Consider the following 21,029-nt stretch of genomic DNA (forward strand, 5'->3'; position numbering starts at 1 on the left):
ACTGGATTAACTCCAATGGAAGCAGCAGTCAGACTGCGAAATGTAGGGACTGAATTTTCCATATAGACTTTTATACGAAAATGAATGGTGGCCGTCAGACCAGGTTGGTTTGGGACGACCCTTCCCCATTAAATCCGAAACCGATATCCCGCTCCCCAGATCGTCTCGATGTATTGCGGGTTGGACGGGTCTTGCTCGATTTTCTCGCGCAGCTTGCGAATATGTACCGTCACTGTCGCGATTTCCCCCATGGCATCCATACCCCATAGCAGGTCAAAAAGCTGCTCTTTGCTGTACACCCGATTCGGATTCATCGCGAGATGGGTGAGCAGATCGAATTCTTTCGTCGTGAAGATGACTTCTCTCTCGTTGACAAAAACACGGCGCGCTGTTTTATCAATCATCAAACCGCGAATGCGGACTTCATCATTCCGCGTTTCGCGCCGCCCCATCAGCCGTTCGTAGCGTGCTAAATGGGCTTTCACTCTGGCCACCAGCTCGCTGGGGCTGAAAGGCTTGATCATGTAATCGTCAGCGCCAAGGCCGAGGCCGCGAATTTTATCGATGTCTTCCTTTTTAGCGGAAACCATCACGATGGGAATGTCCTTCTCACTGCGAATGCGCCGGCAGATTTCGAAGCCATCCACCTTCGGCAGCATAAGGTCGAGAATAATGAGATCATAATCCGTAGAAAGGGCTCGCTGGAGCCCCTTGTCCCCGCTATTTTCGATATCGACCTCATAGCCGCTGATCTCCAAATAATCCCGCTCCAGCTCGGCAATACTTTGCTCGTCTTCAATAATTAAGATTCGACTCATTCTTCGCTCTCCCCCTGCTGACTAAGCGGTAATGCCATGTATACGGTCGTTCCCCGCCCAATGATACTGGATGCGCTGATTCTCCCGCCGTGCTCTTCCATAATTTGTTTGGCTATCGCCAGTCCAAGCCCGCTTCCTCCGGTAGCCGTGTTACGTGAAGGATCTGCCCGGTAAAACCGATCAAAAATATGAGGAAGCGACTCCTCCGATATGCCTTGACCTCTATCTTTTATTTGAATGACGGCATTGCCGTCTATCTCTCTCAACGTTAAGGTAATGTGGCACTTGCCTTCTTCACTATATTTTATCGAATTTTCGATAATGTTCAGCAGGACACGTCTGAGCTTGTCACGGTCTGCCGTTACATACAGCGGTGACTTCGGCAGCTCGGTGAGCGCGAAATGAACCCCTTTTTTCTCCATATCGAACTGCAGCTCCTGCGCGCAATCCAGCACGTATTGTCCGAGATCTACCTTCTCGAATTGAAATGGCACTTTGCCCAAATCCAGCTTGGAGAACAGAAATAATTCATCAATGAGCCGGTCCATATCGGCTGCTTTGTTATAGATTGTTCGAATGTACCGATCCAGCTTGTCTGGTGAATTCGACACACCGTCCATAATCCCCTCGACATATCCCTTAATCGCCGTAACCGGCGTCTTGAGATCGTGGGAAATATTCGAAATAAGCTCCTTGCGGTTCTCTTCGTATTGAAGCTGAACCTCCACGGACTTCTTGAGCTTACGACGCATTTCTTCAAATGCCGTACTAAGCTCACCAATTTCATCATCGGAATGCGGGACAATCTCAAAGTCGAGATTACCTTCCTTGATCTCCTCCGCTGCACGTTTGAGCGCTCTTAGAGGTCTAATAATACTGCGAGAAACGAAGTAAGTCAGAACACCATTCGTCAACACGAGAATGAGAATAAAAGTAACAATAACGGATTTGGAAAATTGGTGAAGATACTTTTGAAAGGGGCCTCCGTCTAGAAAAACGAATATAGAGCCTTTACTACTATCTGAAAATAAAAAATCCTGCTGCCTAGTTATCCACAGGGAACCTTGATTACGCTGAAATTGACCAGATGATGTGCCAAATGAAGGCAGCTTGGAGGTATTCTCAGCCTCACCCTGCTTAATATACGGTGAAACGTACGTAATCTCTTTGTCCTTCCGGATGATGATGCCCATATTAATTTTATGGAATTTGGCCTCTAGATCCTTCACGAATGCGGGATCCAGAAAAGCATCCGGTTCCGTATCCGTCTTCGCTTTCATATAAGCGACATTTTCGAGTTCTTGATCAACAACACGTTTAATCGGATTGCCTTGGGAGAAATCAACCTGAAAAACAGACTTCAGATTCCCAAACGTTGCGACGCTGATTAAGATCACGGCTAGCACGGAGAGCACAAGCGGTACAAGCAGCATGGCTATATAGGAAAGTACCAGCCGTAAACGAATCGACATCCGAATCAAATCTCCTTTTTGTCAAACAAATAATATCCTGCTGTAAAAAACAATATACTACACGCCATCAAAAACATAAAGATGCTGCTCATCTTGCCAATGGCCATCGAGCTGCCAATCCAGAGCATATACCAATCTGTGTAAGCTGTTGGCGAGTAGGTTGCAATTTGCGGAATGAAAAAAGCAGCTACTTTAAACGCCAAATAAAGAAGAATGCTCACTGTCAAAGCGGAGCTGCTGCTAGAGAAAAACTGCGCGAGAAGCACGGCTGCAATACTAAGCACAAGCAGAGGAACAAAAGCCGAGCCATATGCTAGGAACCAAGTAAATACTGTACTTACGCCTCCAAAGTATTGGAAAAATAAGGAAGATACAATCGAAGCCAGCAAGGCCGCGAGTAAATAAAGCACAATGTACACACCCAGCGCAATTTGCTTGGATGCGAAAACCTTAAACCGAGTGATGGGCCGAGTGAGCGTATTCTTCATCGTGCGTTCACCCATCTCACCAGCGAATACATCCGCGGCTCCCATGAACACGAACAAAGGCAGGAATATACTCGTGAACAAACCGAGCATGACGATAGGGAAATCCCCCGATGCAATGGCTCCAATGCCGATGCCGCTTTGAAAGCGTGCAAGCAGTAAGCCTGCAATAACCGGAAGAAGCAGCGTAACAGCAAGGAAGAAAATAGTTTTCTTCTTCGATGCGAGTTTGATCGTTTCGTTCCAGACGTTGGCGGTTAAGCTATGCATGGGCAGCGAGCCTCCGAACTTCATTAATTTCGCGCAAGTACGCTTCTTCCAGCGTCGCGCTGCCTTTTGCTAATTCAGAAACGAGTCCCTCGCGAACAAGCCGTCCTTGATGAATGATGCCCATGCGATTGCACATTAGCTCCATTTCATGAATGAGATGGCTGGAGATGAGGAAAGTTATTCGCTCTTCACGCGCTAAGTGCATGATGATTTCCCGAATATGAACCATCCCTTCAATATCGAGCCCATTGGTCGGCTCATCGAGAATAAGTAATTCAGGCTTCGACAGCATCGCTGCCGCTAGTCCGAGCCGCTGCTTCATGCCCAGTGAGTAGCCCGCAACCTTTTCGTGCTGAAAAGGGGTGAGACCGACGATTTCCAGTACTTCGTCCACTCGCTGCTTGCCGACCCCAGGATAAAAGCGCGCCGCTAGCTCCAGATTCCGCTTGCCGCTCATATAGGTGTAAGCTTCCGCTGTTTCAATCAGCACGCCAACCTTCGCCATCGCCTGCTCATACTGCGTAGACACATCATGGCCGAACAGCTTTACTTCGCCTTGCTGCGCCCTTGTTAAACCCGTCATGATCTTCATGACCGATGTTTTACCGGCGCCATTGGGACCGAAGAAACCATAGATATCGCCTTGCTGCACCGTCATATTTACTTGATGGATGCCGCGCGAATTTTTGTATATTTTCGTGAGGTTCTTAATTTCTACAACGGGTTTCATGAACGGGCCGCCTTTCAGGATGAATGAGGAGGTCAACGATCGTTGAATCCTCCTCCTGTCTTTTCTATTAATGCTTCTCTCCCCAGTTTTTGTGGGAATTCTCATCAAACTTCACATTTTCCACTTGTTTTCCGTTCAAATCAATCGTGTCCGGTGTTGTCGAGTTCAGGCTAGATAGTGTCATATCCACACTCAAGACCACATCATGCGCTGCACCCTGAGCATCTTTACCGGAAATATGAATTTGTGCCGTTTGATTCGTAATGTGGTTATCCGCATCCACGCTTGCGTTCACTTCGACTTCATCCATTTTGATGTCCGTTACAAGCTGAGGCAGGCTGTTTTTGAGTGTCGTTACATCTACACCAAGAGTATCCGCTTTAGCCGGAATTGGACGGTGATTGTTCTCTACAGTGCCGTGTTTAATAACCAGCGAGCCAATTGTGTTCACAACAGGCGAAATCTGACTTCCGGATAGTTTGAAATGAATGTCCTTCACGTTACCAGGTGCTTCACTCATGGTTACATAGTTTTTCAGGTTACCAACCAATGCATCGACCACATTTTCTACTTCGCTAATCACTTGCGGGTCAGGCGTTTGGTTTGCTTGGTCATGCCCTTTGAACTTGCCTGGCATACCTTCACCTTCCAGCACTTTATACACCTCGGAATCCTCTGTTTTTACAATCTGCTTCCCATCTTGGCTGTAGAAGTGAATGGTTTGCTCATCCGTTCCGCTTTTCACTGTGACTACAGCGCTGCCAGCGTGATCGACGCCAGTGCTCTTAATCGTTGATTTCACATTGAGTAATGAAGATCCATTGTCTTGTAAGGACACATTCACCTGGCGAGTTACATTCTTCACCGCTGCTGTTTGTTTGAATGCTGATTTAAATGTCTCATATCCGGGAGCGTCTCCCACACCTGCATATACCGAGGTCACTAGCATCATGCTGCCTACCGCAACGCCTAATCCCAACATCGCTAACTTCTTATTCATATCTTATTTCCTCCGCGTATTCATACGCTTTATCTAATTTGGATGCGTTCCTCGCTTCCATGTATTCATCTTATCCCCTCTGCATTAACTGCCTCTAAATCACCTATTAACCTTGCCTAAAACAATTCTTAAAACTTTATTAAAAAAACCTCCAAATCCGCAGAATTTGCGGAGATGAAGGCTTCAAATATGGGTCAATAGCTAGTACTGCTGCTCTTTTTCTCTCATCTTAAGCATCCCGGAATGGGATAGGTGGATATCTACTTTTATATCCCCTAATTCATAATTTTCCAGCGGTTTCTCTCCGTTCGTTGTAAGCTTAGACCACTCCGGAAATTCTTGCTTATATAATACATACTCGAGCTGATAGATATCCGTATCATGGCTTTTTCCCACCTTGCAGGTTTGCTCGATTTCCTCAGCGATTTGTTTGGCGATCTGTTTTTGCAGCGTATCTTCATCAATGTTCTCTAACAATTCGGCAACGACCGCCTTGGCTTCAATATGAATATCGAATAGGGGTTGATCTCCCTTCATTCGCGGCGTAATGCGGGCTTTAGGCTTCTGGATAATAACAGATTGTTTTGCCTTCCCATTTATATAAACGACCATAGGCGTACGGACGGTACTGTTTTCTAACCAGCGCGCTCCTTTGAACTGATCCTCTGATAGCCATTCCACATGATTTTTTTTCGCTATCGCATAGACTCCGCTTACTTCTAATTTAGGATCTGGTTTTTCATTTTTAACCCACACATCCTTACGAATAGCCAAAGTGGGCATCATCACCGTGTACCCAGGTTCTCTAGATAGAGCAGCAAACCTGTACAATTTGAGCGGACGAATATAAGCTCGTTGATGGTAATTTTCTTCAGGCTGCATAAGAATAGAGGCCAAAGGGGAGACATTGAAGAAAGGGATAACCGAAAAAATCGTCTCTATCGACTCATCTGTACTATAAACCCATGGGGTAAACCTTGTTTCCCCATAGCGTACTGAACTGTCCGTAAATTTACCCACACCTTCCTTTAGGGCCTCTCTTGTAAAAACATAAGCACCCACATGCCCCCAAAAGGCTCGCTGCTGCAAGGTTTTGTACAAACTTTCGAAAGCTGCATTAACCGTTTCCCCTTCCTCTTGTCCGACCCAAATCGCAGGGGGGTGCCCTCCTTTACCGCCTTCCTGTTTAGCCACGCTAGAGAAATCCAACATTTGAAAATAAACCACATAGCGCCCTTTTTGATAATCGAAGCCTATCGCAGTAATGTAATTCGTATCTTGGATCGTCTTTATATCCCAACAGCCTGTCTGACTAACCAGAAGCAGCATTCCGATGACCAGTCGTCCTAACCTTTTCGTTATCATGAGGACTCCCCGCCCTGGCGTGTGTCATCCTTCGTATTTAATGCTTTCGGTCTTCGCTTCATTTTATTCCACGGCTTGGCCAATACGGCAGGGATGATATCTCTGAACTGAGGCGGCGATAAGGGTGATAAGTAAGGCACACCGAATGATTCTAATGTTGATAAATATAAAACGAGCCCCATGAGGGATACCATAAATCCGAAAATACCGAAAATTGTGGATATCATCAAAATCATGATCCGGAGCACGGTAATCGTTCCCGCTAGCGATTGGTTCACTAGGGTGTACATCGATATCGTCGAAATGGAGGTCACTACTAATGTTGTAGGGCTCGTGATTCCCGCGCGTATCGCGGCGTCCCCAACAATTAGCCCACCGACAACAGTAACGGTTTGTCCTACCACCTTGGGCAGCCGCGCTCCCGCTTCACGGAACAATTCGAAAAGCAGCAGCATGATAATAAAATCCATCGGACCTGACAAGGGTAATCCTAACCTGGATGTAGCGATAGTGGCTACTAATGGATACGGGATTTGATCCAGATTAAAGGCGGATAGTGAAATCCAAAAACCAGGCAATAAGGCTGAAACGATCAACCCGCCTATCCGCAAAACACGTTCGAATGCGACATAATAGTACGGGGAGTGCACATCTTCGGGGGATTTCAATATATACATCAAATTCGCTGGCGCAATAAGAACCATGGGGGAACCATCCACTATGACCGCGAACCGTCCGCGCAGCAAGCTATCAGCTACATAATCAGGTCTACCCGCATAATCCAAAAGGGGAAAGAATGGGTATTTCCTCCCTGACATCTCTTCTTCTAATTGCGAGCTGCTAATCAGGGCATCAACGTTAATAGCTTGAAGCCGCTGCTTTGCTTCCTGGAGGATATTAGCATTTATTACATCGTCTATATAAAGGAGAGCTACCGAGGTGTTACTTCTCGTTCCGATTTGCATTTTTTCAATGCAAAGACTGCGCGTCAGCAAGCGTTTGCGAACGAGCGCGATATTCGTAACGACACTCTCGGTAAAGGCATCTCTTGGACCTTTGATGGATGTCTCTGTACTCGATTCCTCCGGTGAACGGTTGGGTGGTGCAGAAATATCCAGTGCATACAGCAATTGCGTCTCTTCGAAAAATAAGATCAGCGATCCTGCATACAATGAAACCGTCATCGACTCTATGGCGTTAGAACCCGTAATTTCAATCAATTGAAGCATCGTATTCACATCTAGTTTAGAGGCGTTAGCATCGACTTCGTTTTTGAATTGACCTTCAAGTTTAGGCAATACGAGATTCTCAATATGATCCATATTGGCCATACCCTCGCAGTACATGAGCAGCACTCGCCCCTTCGGATGAGCATCCGATAATCGGTAAGATTTCACGATAACATCGTCAGACAACGCAAACAAATCCCGTAAATCCTGCTCATTCATTAGGCATTCTTCTCCTTTCTTTTCCCCGGCAGGATAGACATCACAAGCAAGACAAGAAGCAAGCTTAAACCTACCCCAAACATGATGGGATAAAATCTATTTTGAATCAGATACACCATCTGATTGTCTGTAACTGGGTACAAGCTCGCCGCTAGGAACAGCAGGCTAATCCCTAACAGGACTAGGGTCCTTGTGCGCTTCTTTTGAATACCAATAACATCCACACTAAGAAACATGAACATCGACGTCCGGACACAAGCCCCTGATATCCATTGGAAAATAGCCAAGAAATCCAAGTGGGTAATATATTTCCCCAAAGTAACCATACGCCATTGTTCAAATGCCGGATACCTTAAATCCGCGGCTTCAAAGGGTCCAAATATGGCAATGGAACCCGTTAACGGTCCTATAGTAAGTCCAATCACACATGCTGCAAAAATGAATAAAGCTGAGAGCCGAATGCGCGTACCTACATGATGCTGGAGGAATACGATAGCTAGCAGTTCGAAGGAGGCGCCACAAGTTAACATGATGGATGTAAGTGTAGGTCCATAACCGTGTGTAAATAAAGGTGTAAGAAGGCTGTAGTTTTTATATTGGAAATTAGCTCCCATCACAAAATACCCAAGTAAAACGACAACCGGCAGTAGAATGCCTGAGGAAATTGCAATCGCTCGCACCCCTGATCTTGCCGCGAAAAAGCAAAAGAATATAAACAGAAGAGCAATCATGAAAGGCGGTGTTCGAGGTAAATAGGTCACATGTGTCCATGTCACCATTTCTTTTATGGTTATAATCGAATGCGCAAAACAAATGATAATGAGACCTAGTTTGAATGGAAAAACGACCATTTTCCCAAATTTCCGTTTGATCCACTCCATCATATTCTGCTGTTTCGTGCGTTTAATAACGATATAAAGCAGACATACCCATAGGAGCATAGGAAACAGGGCGACAGCTGCGCCTAACCAGGAATCACGTTTACCAAAATGCAGCAGCACCGGAATTAATAAGACATGGTTCGTAATGCCAATGGAGAGGATTAAGACAAAATATAATTGAAGCGCGGTAATTTTCTTGGTTCCGGACATAAGCTAATCTCCCACATTGGTATTAGGTGGAAACTTTTTATAAGTTAAGATTTCCAATTCAAGTGGATTTATGCGGTGCGACAAATTAGATTTAGACACCTATCGAAATTAGGTCTTCCATCGATTGCAAAAAGAGAAGAGAGGGTGTAAATTTAATAAATAATTACATCGTACGTGAGCTTGTAAAGGGGTGAGGTGAAGGTATGTTTACGGAAGAAGAAAAGGACGGCTTGTACAAGAGCATTTATACAAGACGGGATGTGCGAACATTTTTATCGGATCCTATCCCAGAAGAAACAATAATGAAATTGCTAAATGCAGCGCACCATGGTCCTTCCGTTGGATTTATGCAACCCTGGAATTTTATAATCATTTCTACAGATAAAGTGAAAGAGCGTTTGGCTTGGGCAGCAGATAAAGAGAGACGAGCTTTGGCCATTCATTATGAAGATACACGCCAAGACGAATTTCTAAATCTCAAGATCGAAGGCATCAAACAAGCCCCAATCACGATTTGTGTTACTTGTGACCCAACACGCGGCGGTTCTCATGTGCTAGGAAGAAATTCGATACCAGAAACCGATATCATGTCCGTTGCATGCGCGATTCAAAACATGTGGCTAGCAGCATGTGCAGAGGGATTAGCTATGGGCTGGGTAAGCTTCTATAAGAAAAATGATGTGCGAGATATCCTTGGGATACCTCCTCATATTGATCCAGTAGCATTGCTATCCATTGGATTCACAGAAAATTATCCAGAGAAGCCCATTTTGGAGACAGCCAATTGGGAAAAGCGCAGGAGTCTGAACAATCTGATATTCAGCGAGACTTGGGGACATTCAAAAAGTTGACCTGTCATGAGGTTTAAAACGAGAAAACCGCCCTCCAATCAATCGGAGGGCGGCTTTGTGCATCCTATTTCTAATAGAATGTTGCAAGAATGATGACCAACAGAATGTACAGTACCAATACGATAGCTGTGCTAGAATATCCAACGCCTGACATGGTTATTCCTCCCTTCTGCCTGCAAGAACCTTTTCTTTGTTGTTGCTCGAGATATCCTATGTCGGGCAGGGCAGATAGGTATGGACGTATGTCTATTTGTTCAGGAGAAAAGGTGTTAATTCACCTAGATAGAACACGTCTAGGTGATGAAGGGCACGGGTGCAAGCGGTGTAAAACAGCTTGCGTTCCTTCGCCTCCGCGTAGACAGCCGCCCCGGCATCGTAGAGAATAACGGCGTCGAACTCGAGCCCTTTGGCAAGGTACGCCGGCAGGATCATGACGCCTGCCTCATAGTGCAGCGTCTCTTTGGTGATCCGCGCGAGCCCCGGCAGCAGCGGCTTCAGGCTGGCGTGCGCGCGGCGAGTCTCGCGCTCGGTCTTGCAAATGATCGCGACGGAGCTTGCGCCGCCGTCGCGCCTAGCTAGTGCCGCCTCAGCCACAAGGCGGCTGAGGCGGCCATCGTCCGCCGCGCGCAGAACACGCGGCGCCTCGCCGCTGCGGCTGAACGGCTCGATCGGCTCGCCGCCTGGCAGCACGCGACTAGCGAAATCGACGATTTCGCGCGTCGAGCGGTAGCTCTTGACGAGGCGGATGGTCTCCGTCTCGTCTTCCTTCATCAGCTCGCTAATGGAGCTGTACTCGCTGGTTTGCCCCTCGCCTTCCGTACTGCTCGCGTTCGCATGCGTGAAGATCCCTTGATTCCAGTCCCCGAGCAGGGTGAACCGAGCACGTGGGAACAGCTTCTTCAAGTACGCATAGTGAAACGGCGAGTAATCCTGCGCCTCATCCACGAGACAATACCGAATGGTCCCTACGCGCAGTTGCCCCTCAACAAGGCCCTTCAAATAGACAAGTGGTGTCGCATCTTCGTAATGCAGCATTCCCCTAGCAAGCGCATCGGCCGTGAACGTGCTGATCGTATCCCAAGCTGCGGGTAGATGCTGCTCCGAATGGTGCATAAGCTCTTGATGCAGTTCACTATTTGTATAAAGATCTTGGTACATTCCAAGCACGTCCACATAAGCGAGCTTGCGCGCCTTCTCCTTAAGTGGAGCAATCGCTTTATGCGCTTTGACCTTGCTCATCTTTTTCATTTCTGGCTCGGTGCCCAAATATTTCGGCTCCCGCACCATTTTACGATAAAACCTCTTCTGGACATCGGCTTGAAACTCATCCAGCTTCTCCAGCATCCACTCCGATAATTGTTCCATCCGTTCACCTAGAGCAAGAATCGAGGATTTGCTGTAAAATCGTTCGCTAAGCTCAGCGGCAGTAATCAATACTTTCTTACCTACTGATAAATCTTGGAAACGAATCCCGCCGCTTTTCAGCTTCTCTCCGTAAGCCTCAATGACATTGAGGAAAGCAGCGGACGTTTTATAATGAATACTTTGCAGCCTCGCTGCGTAGGAGGGGTCTTGATCCGTCCCCGTAAGGATGAACTCCAATTGATCGTAGGGATCTTCCAGCGTCAGACCGGTGTCGCTTAATTTATGTGTTAAATAGTCTTGGAATGTCGTCTGCTGCATAGTAGCTTCGCCTAGCTCCGGCAGTACGTGAGAGACGTAGTCGCTGAACAGTGAGTTCGGCGAGAACAAAATCATGTTGTCGGCGCTTAGCGTCGTCCGATATTTGTAGAGCAGATACGCGATGCGCTGCAGCGCAACGGAGGTTTTGCCGCTGCCGGCTGCCCCCTGCACGACGAGCACCTTGTGCCGATCATCGCGGATGATCTGGTTCTGCTCGCGCTGGATCGTCGTAACGATGCTGTGCATCTTCTCGTCGGCGCTGCGGCTCAGCATCTGCTGAAGCATCTCGTCACCGATGGAGATCCCCGTATCGAACACGTCCTGCAGCACGCCGGCTTTGATGATGTACTGCCGCTTGAGCATCAGCTCGCCGCTGACATCCATCTCAGGTGTCTGATACGTCGCTGGGCCCGGCGGATAGTCATAGAACAAGCTGGCTATGGGCGCACGCCAGTCGTAGATAAGAATTTCATCCGTCTTGGCATCAATAAAAGATGTCAATCCGATGTAAATCTTCTCGCGCTCTTGCTCCCCGTTCTCCTTGAAATCAATGCGGCTGAAATATGGCGCATCGACAACACGCTGCAGCTTACGCAGCGCATCTTGCGCCAATCGATAGCTGCGTTCTTGACCCTGCAGCACATGCTCCTGCTGGGCCATACTCGCTGCCGTCTCAATCAAATCATCCGCATTATCTGCATTGACCGAGATATCATCCCAGAAGCTGCGGCCAATCGCTGTCGCTTCCGATCGGCGCTCATCCACCGTTTGGCGCAGTTCTTCAATTCGCTGCTGTATATTAGCTCGTACAGAGGCAACGCGCTGCGTCTCCCTCTCCCGTTCTTCGTTCTCTATAGGCATACGGTCTCACTCCATTTCTATCTATTTATATACACCATGAATCACCTCTTCAAACTCAGGCTCTTCCATGTGCACATCGTCCATATCGCCCCAGCTGCTGACGATACGCAGTACTTCCATCGCTTTCAGCTCCTGGCGGTTGCAAGCGATTGTAAGGCTATTCGCTTCTTGCTCCACCACGCGAAACGGAAGTTCCCAGCTCCCAGGAACTTGGATTTCACCTCGATAAGTGACCTTCATCATCGTGGGTAAGCCAATACGATCCCGCAGCTCATCGATCGACCCGTCATAGCCAATTTGCCCATGATTGATCACGATGACTCGTTTACACAATTGCTCGATATCATCCATATCATGCGTAGTCAGCAGAATCGTCTTACCGAAATCCCGATTTAAGGTCTGAAGAAAGCCGCGAATGTTCCGCTTTGCGACAACATCCAACCCGATGGTCGGCTCATCCAGAAACAAAATATCCGGATCATGCAGCATCGAAGCCGCCAAATCTGCTCGCATCCGCTGTCCAAGGGACAGCTTCCGGACAGGCGTTTCCATCAGCTCTTTCAGTTCAAGAAGTTCAGTCAATTCGCCTAATCTGCGGCGGGCTGTGCTTTCCTCCACCCGATACATCGCCGTAAGGATCTCATAAGAATCCTTCACCGGCAGATCCCACCAAAGCTGACTGCGCTGACCGAATACAACGCCAAGCTGCCTTACGACTCGTCTTCGATGCTTCTGAGGACTATAGCCGTGAATCAACACCTCGCCGGAGGTTGGGTGAAGAATGCCGGTGAGCATTTTGATCGTCGTCGACTTTCCCGCTCCATTAGGTCCAATATACCCGACGAACTCGCCAGATTCAATCTCGAAGCTTACATCGCGTACCGCTTCCTTCTCTTTATAGGCTCTCGAAAACAAAGTTCGAATACCTGAGAACTTGCCTTCTTTGACTAGCGGAGTTTGAAAGGTTTTGCGCAAATTCGTTACGGTTATCATGTTTTCTTATGATCCCTCCTTGTATGAAACCCTCGATTAACTTCCTGTGCTGTGATAGCGAGATAGTCCTAGCTTCCAGAAGCGCATAGCCAGCCAGAGCGCAGCGAATGAAACAGCAATGGTTCCTAGGAGCATCCAAATGCCGCCTTGATGTCTCAGCAAATATAAAGTGGGTATGTAATTGACGAAGCCTACCGGAACGAGCACCAATAGCGCACCCTGCAGCCACTTTGGATACAAGGAAAGCGGATAGCGCGCCGCGGTTTGGGAAGCGTCTTCGGTCATATTTTGCAAGGATTCGATCCGTGTCAACCAGAAGCCGGCAGCCGCAGTTGCTAAGCCAATGGCGAATAAAATAATGGCACCCGTTATGATAATTAACACCGTTAAAGGTATGGCTGACCATCCGATTTGCCCATTAGCCATTAAGGCTTTCATAGCAATAAAAAGTAAGATGATGCCCTGCCCTACCTCAGCAAATAAGAGACGAGCGTTTTGTGTCATCAGAGCCAGCAGCACGGGAACAGGCCGTGTGAGAAGCGCATCCAGATCACCGGAAACGAGATATTTCTCTAGATGATGCACATCGGAAGCCAGCGTGCGATAAATCGCTTTGGATATCATCATGACCCCATACAGATAGCACACCTCATACAGGGTCCAGCCTTTGATATTGCCAAAACGCATCATCACAAGCGCCACCATCAGAAATTCTGAGATATGCACAAAGGAAGCCATCACGGTCGAAAAAAAGAAATTAAACTTATACTGCATTCGGCTTCGCAAGCTCGCCTTGATCAGCAGCATATAGAGTCTCACTGACATCATCCGCCCTGCACCTCCAGCTTTCTGCGTACCCCCTGCGTAACCGCCAGACAGACGCAAGTAAACCCGATGCCCCAAGCAAGAGCGCCGAGCACAACAGTTCCTTGTTCGAGCTGCATGTAGATACGAGTTGGGTAATAGAGGAGATAAGGATATGGAGTGTAAAAGCTAATCGTGCGGAGCCAACCTGGCAACCATTCTAGAGGAATGAAAAAGCCGGAGAGCAGCGTACTGAAGGAATAATTGACCCAATAAAACCAACGTGACTCAGTGGTCCACAAAGCTGCAACGCCTATCAAATAATTCGTACAAATAGAGATATATGCCGCCAAGACGAGCGCAATCGCTGTCCAGCCATAAACCGAAGCGTGATGTGGAAGCTGTAAGGAGAAAATGAAGTAGTAGAGGGCATAAATCGGGATAAATTTATAAAGAAACTGATAGTATACCTGGCCCCATTCCCGGCTCATCGCCTGATAGAATAAGTGTACCGGCCGCATGAGATCGACCGCAATTTGCCCGGTGCGCACCGATTGCTCGAGCCCGAGTCCATTCGTTGTGAACTGCGTAATCCAAAGGATCGCTTGGTTAAAAGCAATATAACCTACAATCCCTTTCGCCCCGTACTCGCCGAGTGACGAGTCACTCCCTAGACCGGTCCAGATGCTAGCATAAATGAAGCCAAACACCGCACTCACTGCATTGTGCAGCAGATGCGAACCGCGATACTGCAAATTCCTCGCATACGCCTTGCGCGCCAAAACCGCGAAAAGCATAAAACACCTCCTGAGCTGTTTTGATCCTTATCAACTAGCTTTTTTGCAGCCGCCGCGTAGAGACGGATGTTTATATTACCAAAATTACCCTAGCCATGGCAATGATTATTTTTTATCGCAGATGGTGCCGCCGTGTAACAATGAAAAATATCCTTCCAGCTCACCTCACATGCTTTTCTCTCTCCATTGCTCTTTGGCTCGCTTTTTCCCCAACACCACCAATAACGAAAAAGTCCCCGTCTCGTCGCTCAAAGCAACAAAACAGGGACTTCTCTTACTGCGAGCTCACCGGCTTAGCCGGCGGGGAATTACTGCTCGCTCCCTCAGCTTGCGGAGGAACATTTCCTTCACCAAATTCAGCGTTATAGCTATCCTGAATGGTTTTGGTCAAATAGTCATGATCGATATGTTCAGCCAAGTACTGTTTCCCGAATAGTAAATCGTACTGCACATTCCTGTAGTCATCAAGGAGTACTTTCGATGATTCGGGGACTTCAGCATGAAGTTCTTGGTTCTCATCAACAACAAGATTACTCAGTAATCCTGGCACTTGCGCCGCCAATTCGGCATTCAACTTGAAATTGGCCGGTTTTTCCATATGCAGCATATCCAGCACGTGGGCACCAAGGAAAGAATCACTAAGCAGTGGAATGTCCTGCTTCGGCATATCGAAGTTCGACCAAGTCACAAGCGGAATGCTGTGCATCTTCTTCACTTCTTCCAACGACCAATCATTCGCGTTACTGCTTTGGATGAAGCCTGCTTCTTTATATACTTGATAATCTAATCCCAGCATCGGCAAATGGTCCCCATAGAATACGATCATCGTCGGTTCATCCGATTCTTTGAAGTGATCGATTAGCATTTGCAAGCTTTGATCCGCATCGTGTGCACCCTGCGCGTAGGTCTCAAGAATTGATTTTGCTTCTGGCGTTAAGTCACCTTGCGCTTTGAACTGATTTTCTCCGTACCGAGGTTCATCATAAGGTCCATGATTTTCCATGGTTACTGTGTACATAAACATAGGATCCTCGGTTTTATCTACTTCATCTATAATGCTCCTAGACACTTCAGCGTCCGAGATAAAATAACCCTTCATTTCCGGATTCACGAAATGTTCACTGCTCTTAAAGCTTTGGAAGCCTAACTCCTTATACACCGAATTACGATTCCAAAACCATCCTTCGTAGGAGTGAATTCCCATACTTTTGTAGCCCTGATCGGCAAAATAACTCGCCAAGCTCGGTACAGGTTTCGTAATATATTGTTGATACGGAATGGAGCCTCCTGGCAGGAAGCTCATCGAGTTCCCCGTTAACACTTCGAATTCTACATTGCTGGTACCGCCACCGAATTGGGGGGACAGCAGGTATCCGGATGTCGACTCCTTCTGCAAGCGGTGGAGGGTGGGTACCGGATCTTCACTGAATTTCACATTCGTTAACAAAGTCGGATCCCAGAAAGCCTCACTCATAATGAAAATCACGTTCGGCTTCTTCCCATTTAGAGAATTAGTATCTACAGACTTTTTCATTCCTGCTTTTTGCATGCCTACCTCTTGGAGATTAGCTGCAACGGTCGCAATACTTTGATCACTATACGTTTCTGGCTTTTGAACGATCGAATTTTTGACATTGAGGGTGAAAGCTAGGGCTAGTCCATTATTCGCATAGTTCTCTTTCTGATTCCACACAATTTCGTTTACACCCAAATGGTCAAGAATTTTGCCAGCTAACGGTGTTTTGATTGCAAATGCATATAAGGCATAGAGCGCGAACAGCCCTAAACCAATTCGACTGATAATAGAAAAAGATACGCGCGGGAGTATCCATTTCAATAAAAAGACAAAGATGACCGCGATGACCACAGCTCCGATTCGGAGAAGCGCGGCTTTCCCTGTTACGAGCGAAGCAATATCCATACTTTCTTTATTCAGCAAAATATCCCACGGGAAGAAGGGCTCCCCGATCATTTTCACCTTCATATAAGAAATCAGTGCCATAAGGCCAAGCAACAAGGTTGCGATGGATCCGGAAATAGCTAATGATCCTACAACCGCATAAATGAACGCTAATAAACAGAAGGTTAGCCCTACATTTAATAGAAAAAGTGACTGGTTAGATGTTATCCATTGGGCCGTTTCATGCAAAGAACCGCGTTCAAGAAGTTCCATTCCAGCTACAGACAGTATGGGTAAGCAAATCATAAATAATAAAAGCGAAATCGTCGCTCCCAGACGGTTTGGTCTCATCTTTTTAGGAAGATGGTTCCGGGGCTTCAAATTCAAGTGCATATTGCATCACTCTCCTCTTGCCCCTATTATAAACACCAATTGTGAAGAAATTATGTAGCTAACCTTAAAGGAACCTTAGTTTTACCAAATAAATCCATTATTTGAGCCCGGCCAGCCATGATGCCAACGCCTTCAATTCTTCCTCTTTCAGTGCCACTTGGAACGGCGGCATTCCGCCACCACCCTTTTGAATGCGCTTTATGATCTCCGCTTCATCTAAACGTTCTCCAACTTTTTGGATATTAGGGCCTTGTCCGCCTTGTAATTGATTACCATGACATGAGATGCAGAAATTTTGATAAATCTTAGGAACATCCACTTTTACCGCCGCCGACTGCGCTTCATTTTGTTTATTTCCACAGGCCGATAAACCGAGGGCCAGAACAATTACACCAAACAGCTTTAATTTCATACGCGCGAAACTCCTTCAATCTGTTATATTTCTCTCATCATACCAGAGCATAGATTGTAAAATAAAGGAGCAGCGCTATTCACCGTTATTATGTTGCTTAATGAGGCTATTTATCGGTTCTAACATTTGGAAATCATTACGCAAATTGATTATGCGGGCTGGATGAAATAAAAGACATGGCTGGAGCGTTAGCCCAGACCATGTCTTATTTATGTTTGCAATGTCATTTTTCGTCTCTTTAAGCTAGTTTCAACCGAATGACGTTCCACGATGCTTTGCCAAGTATCGCTTGAATCTGGCTGTTTGACGATATGGCCGCATTACCTCCTGTGTGAGGCTTCACCCGATCCTGAGCATCAATGGTATTCGAGGCTTTCAGATCATCGTTCTCCAGAACGATATGCTCGATAACTCTGCATTCACCAAAACTGCGCAGATCCAGCTCCAAAGGAAGTGCTTCCTCCAGATGACGGTTAACTGCAAAGATCGTCACTTCGGACTTGTCTTCGTTATGAACGGCTACAGCCTCTAAGTAAGGCACATCTGTAAAATCCTTCGCGTCGTATTTCGGTGATTTGATCAGCGGCACAAGAACAGTCCCTCGTCCAAACACACTGGCGTGCAAGTAAGGATAGTAGATTGTTTGTTTCCACGCTGCTCCCCCATTCGCGGTCATGATCGGTGCGATGACGTTAACGAGTTGTGCCAAACAAGCCATCTTCACACGATCCGCACGCTTCAACATAGAGATAAGCATACAGCCAACTAACAAGGCATCTTCATGGTTGTAAATGTCTTCGAGCTGTGGCGGCGCGATGGACCAAGGCTCTATTTTGCGATCCGCATCGTTAGAGTGATACCACACATTCCATTCGTCGAAGGATAAGTTGATTTTCTTCTTACCGCGCTTTTTGGCCTGAATATAATCTGCCGTCGAGATCACTGTATGGATAAACCGATCCATGCCCATAGATTGTGCGAGGAAATTGGCTGAATCCTTATCACGATTGCCATAATATTGATGCAGGGAAATATAATCAACATGATCATACGTATGCTCAAGTACTGTCGCTTCCCAATCAGGGAAAGTCGGCATATTCAGACTGGAACTGCCACACGCAACAAGCTCGATCGACGGGTCGACCCATTTCATGACTTTGGCCGTTTCACAGGCTGCGCGTCCGTATTCCGCGGCAGTTTTGCTGCCTGTTTGCCAAGGGCCGTCCATTTCGTTGCCTAGACACCAGGTTTTGATGTTATGGGGTGCCTTGTAACCATGCGTGATCCGTAAATCACTCCAGTAGGTACCGCCTTTGATATTGGAATATTCAATGATATCTCTTGCCTCATCAGGACCGCGAGTCCCCAGATTAACGGCCATCATGGCTTCTGTATTGGCTTTGCGGCACCAGTCCATGAATTCATTCAATCCAACTAGGTTAGGTTCAATGGTGCGCCATGCCAAATCAAGTCTCTTCTTACGTCCTTCTAACGGTCCAATGCCATCCTCCCAGTTGTAACCGGATACAAAATTACCACCCGGATAACGAACAATCGGAACATCCAACCCTTTTACCAGCTCTAGTACGTCTGCTCGAAAGCCTTGCTCATCCGCTTGCGGATGTCCAGGTTCGTAAATTCCGCCATAGACAGCGCGTCCCAAATGTTCAATAAATGAGCCATAAATACGAGAATCTACTTCTCCGATTTTAAAATCTTTGTCAATAATCATACTCGCTTTCATAGACATCGCTTTCACCTCGTAGTATAATTAATAAAAATATGAATCGATTAATATATTTATAATGCTATTGACTATATTAAACAATAATCAGAAGATGATTTCAAGCTTTTTATCTGCTTTCTGTTGAATTCACATTTTCATTAACTAGTCTACTTATGAGGAGATTGTTCCAATGATCCAAACGACAACAGACCGCAAATGGCTGCCTTTGTATGAAGCGCTGGCAAGTGATGTGCGGCTTAAGATACTGGAGCTGCTTGCTGAGAAAGAGATGAATGTCAAGGAATTAGCCCATATGCTCGGATTAAGCAGCGCCATTGTAACTATGCATGTAAAAAAGCTCGAGGCTGGAGGACTTATTCAGACAGATTTAGTTCGCAAGCAAGGCGGCACGCACAAAATGTGCAAATTGGCCGTCTCTCACATTGAAATGCGGCTTCCGCAGCCAATCGAGCAGCAGCGAGCGTTCGATGAAGTGGCGATTCCGGTTGGCCACTACACACGCTTCGATGTACATCCAACCTGCGGTCTGGCTACGGCTGATCATGTGATTGGTCAATATGATGATCCGCGCTTCTTCTTCGAGCCGGAGCGGATGCATGCGAAGATTCTTTGGTTCGGCAGCGGCTTCGTGGAGTATCGCATTCCGAACTATGTGCTGCCCGGTCAACTGCTTGAAGAAATCGAAATTTCGCTAGAAATTGGCTCCGAAGCACCAGGAATTGAAGCGAACTGGCCATCCGACATTCATTTTTACGTCAATGATATGCTGCTTGGCTATTGGACGAGTCCCGGTGATTCGGGACAAGGCCGCGGCCAGCTCACCCCTGCCTGGTGGCCGGATTCAATCAACCAATATGGTTGGTTGAAGATCATTCGGGTCACTGAACAGGGAACGTTTCTTGACGGACAACAGCTATCGGCTGTCTCGATCAAGGATATCCCCATGTCCCGCAACGAGTGGACACTGCGGCTCGAGGTGCCTAGCCATGCCGCGCATGTCGGCGGTTTGACCTTGTATGGTGAAGGGTTTGGCAACTACAACCGTGATATTCTGTTTCGCACCTACCGCAGGTAGGAGACTAACCGTATTTGAATAAGAGGCTGTCCCAAGCCGCTTTTTGGGATAATGTCTCGCTACCCTTACTTAACTATGTTAAGTATTTGCCCCGAGGGAACGTCGATGCTCTATTTGGATAAAAAACACCTGATAGCATGAGGAAGAGGAACGACGATGCGTTATTTCGCGTTTTTTTGCCTCCGGGTCGTTCATATGAACAAATAGAGCACCGACGCTCCTCTTATTCGGTTTTTAGCTCAGATTTCCTAAAATAACGAATCGACGTTCCGCTAACTAGAGTCGGGTGGCTTACTATTGCAATCGGGACTAGTGAAAAAGAGCCCATAGGCTCTTTTGAACTTGATGTGCTTCTTTTTTGACCTTCATCAGACCATCTTTTGACAGTCATCTCACAATTGCTGCTCTTAATCGATTCACACCAAATTCCAAATACCCCTTTAAGCAGCTCAACATATAAACCCAACCTTCTTTATTATCTATCAATTGACGGATAAGATCCTCATCATTTTCATTAAAACCCTCTTCGTTAACTTCAATAACGGTGCTCGAATTATCTAACTCTTTCAACGTAATCGTAACAACATGTCCATCATCGGTTGCACCCCACTGGAAAACAATTTTCTTATTTAACTCAATTTCCAATACTTTAATATCCACTTGTGCATCGTATTCATCATATCTCCAAGTAATTGTCTTGCCTTGCTCCAATCTTCCAGAACCCGAAGAAAACCAATAGTTAGACATTTTCACAGGATCAATAAGAGCTTCAAATACTTCATTAACGGGCTTAACTATTTTAAATTTCGTTAGGTTGTTCATCCTAAATCAACT

General features: G+C 46.7%; 18 protein-coding genes. 2 read left to right on the forward strand and 16 right to left on the reverse strand.

Annotated features, from left to right (window positions below; translation table 11 throughout):
- Positions 1-128 precede the first annotated feature (128 nt).
- The 8 genes from AC58U0_RS01290 to AC58U0_RS01325 form a co-directional block, all read right to left on the reverse strand.
- On the reverse strand, positions 129-818 hold the full coding sequence (locus tag AC58U0_RS01290) for a response regulator transcription factor (protein ID WP_497377195.1): 690 nt from the start codon (positions 816-818) through the stop codon (positions 129-131).
- Positions 815-2,290 carry a sensor histidine kinase gene (locus AC58U0_RS01295; RefSeq protein WP_497377196.1) on the reverse strand — a complete coding sequence of 492 codons (1,476 nt, stop codon included), beginning with the start codon at positions 2,288-2,290 and terminating at the stop codon, positions 815-817. Before AC58U0_RS01295 ends, AC58U0_RS01290 begins: the two co-directional genes overlap by 4 nt.
- Before the next feature lie 5 nt (positions 2,291-2,295).
- Positions 2,296-3,045, reverse strand: coding sequence for a DUF2705 family protein (locus tag AC58U0_RS01300; protein ID WP_497377197.1), 750 nt, complete (start codon positions 3,043-3,045; stop codon positions 2,296-2,298).
- Positions 3,038-3,775 (reverse strand): ABC transporter ATP-binding protein, encoded by a 738-nt coding sequence (locus tag AC58U0_RS01305; RefSeq protein ID WP_497377198.1) that lies wholly within the window; start codon positions 3,773-3,775, stop codon positions 3,038-3,040. Before AC58U0_RS01305 ends, AC58U0_RS01300 begins: the two co-directional genes overlap by 8 nt.
- Before the next feature lie 67 nt (positions 3,776-3,842).
- A complete protein-coding gene (locus AC58U0_RS01310; RefSeq protein WP_497377200.1) occupies positions 3,843-4,775 on the reverse strand; it encodes a hypothetical protein in 933 nt (310 codons plus the stop codon).
- A gap of 201 nt (positions 4,776-4,976) precedes the next feature.
- Positions 4,977-6,140: a Ger(x)C family spore germination protein gene (locus AC58U0_RS01315; RefSeq protein ID WP_497377201.1), complete on the reverse strand. Its 1,164-nt coding sequence runs from the start codon at positions 6,138-6,140 to the stop codon at positions 4,977-4,979.
- On the reverse strand, positions 6,137-7,588 hold the full coding sequence (locus AC58U0_RS01320; RefSeq protein ID WP_497377203.1) for a spore germination protein: 1,452 nt from the start codon (positions 7,586-7,588) through the stop codon (positions 6,137-6,139). The genes AC58U0_RS01315 and AC58U0_RS01320 overlap by 4 nt, the downstream gene beginning before the upstream one ends.
- Positions 7,588-8,679, reverse strand: a complete 1,092-nt coding sequence (locus AC58U0_RS01325; RefSeq protein WP_497377204.1) for a GerAB/ArcD/ProY family transporter — start codon at positions 8,677-8,679, stop codon at positions 7,588-7,590. Before AC58U0_RS01325 ends, AC58U0_RS01320 begins: the two co-directional genes overlap by 1 nt.
- A 203-nt stretch (positions 8,680-8,882) precedes the next feature.
- On the opposite strand from AC58U0_RS01325, the gene bluB reads away from it, so the two are divergent.
- Positions 8,883-9,530: a 5,6-dimethylbenzimidazole synthase gene (gene bluB / locus AC58U0_RS01330; protein ID WP_497377205.1), complete on the forward strand. Its 648-nt coding sequence runs from the start codon at positions 8,883-8,885 to the stop codon at positions 9,528-9,530.
- Positions 9,531-9,776: 246 nt separating this feature from the next.
- Here the strand turns inward: bluB and helD are convergent, their stop codons facing one another.
- The 7 genes from helD to arfA form a co-directional block, all read right to left on the reverse strand.
- On the reverse strand, positions 9,777-12,074 hold the full coding sequence (helD, locus tag AC58U0_RS01335; protein WP_497377207.1) for an RNA polymerase recycling motor HelD: 2,298 nt from the start codon (positions 12,072-12,074) through the stop codon (positions 9,777-9,779).
- Positions 12,075-12,095: 21 nt separating this feature from the next.
- Entirely contained in the window at positions 12,096-13,067 is a 972-nt protein-coding gene (locus AC58U0_RS01340; protein WP_497377208.1) for an ABC transporter ATP-binding protein, read from the reverse strand.
- Positions 13,068-13,103: 36 nt separating this feature from the next.
- Positions 13,104-13,895 carry an ABC transporter permease gene (locus AC58U0_RS01345; protein ID WP_497377210.1) on the reverse strand — a complete coding sequence of 264 codons (792 nt, stop codon included), beginning with the start codon at positions 13,893-13,895 and terminating at the stop codon, positions 13,104-13,106.
- Positions 13,892-14,668 (reverse strand): ABC transporter permease, encoded by a 777-nt coding sequence (locus tag AC58U0_RS01350; protein WP_171689677.1) that lies wholly within the window; start codon positions 14,666-14,668, stop codon positions 13,892-13,894. The genes AC58U0_RS01345 and AC58U0_RS01350 overlap by 4 nt, the downstream gene beginning before the upstream one ends.
- Positions 14,669-14,942: 274 nt before the next feature.
- The gene (locus tag AC58U0_RS01355) at positions 14,943-16,961 is read right to left on the reverse strand and encodes an LTA synthase family protein (RefSeq protein WP_497377212.1); all 2,019 of its coding nucleotides are present in this window, start codon (positions 16,959-16,961) and stop codon (positions 14,943-14,945) included.
- A 97-nt stretch (positions 16,962-17,058) separates the two neighbouring features.
- Positions 17,059-17,373: a c-type cytochrome gene (locus AC58U0_RS01360; RefSeq protein WP_057302493.1), complete on the reverse strand. Its 315-nt coding sequence runs from the start codon at positions 17,371-17,373 to the stop codon at positions 17,059-17,061.
- Positions 17,374-17,611: 238 nt separating this feature from the next.
- Entirely contained in the window at positions 17,612-19,123 is a 1,512-nt protein-coding gene (gene arfA / locus AC58U0_RS01365) for an arabinosylfuranosidase ArfA (RefSeq protein WP_497377213.1), read from the reverse strand.
- Between the two features lie 166 nt (positions 19,124-19,289).
- Here arfA and AC58U0_RS01370 point away from each other — a divergent pair, with 166 nt between their 5' ends.
- On the forward strand, positions 19,290-20,195 hold the full coding sequence (locus tag AC58U0_RS01370) for an ArsR/SmtB family transcription factor (RefSeq protein WP_497377214.1): 906 nt from the start codon (positions 19,290-19,292) through the stop codon (positions 20,193-20,195).
- Positions 20,196-20,582: 387 nt separating this feature from the next.
- Here AC58U0_RS01370 and AC58U0_RS01375 read toward each other — a convergent pair whose 3' ends face one another.
- A complete protein-coding gene (locus tag AC58U0_RS01375) occupies positions 20,583-21,017 on the reverse strand; it encodes an SRPBCC family protein (RefSeq protein WP_497377216.1) in 435 nt (144 codons plus the stop codon).
- Positions 21,018-21,029 lie beyond the last annotated feature (12 nt).

It is taken from the genome of Paenibacillus sp. J31P190 (assembly GCF_059692075.1).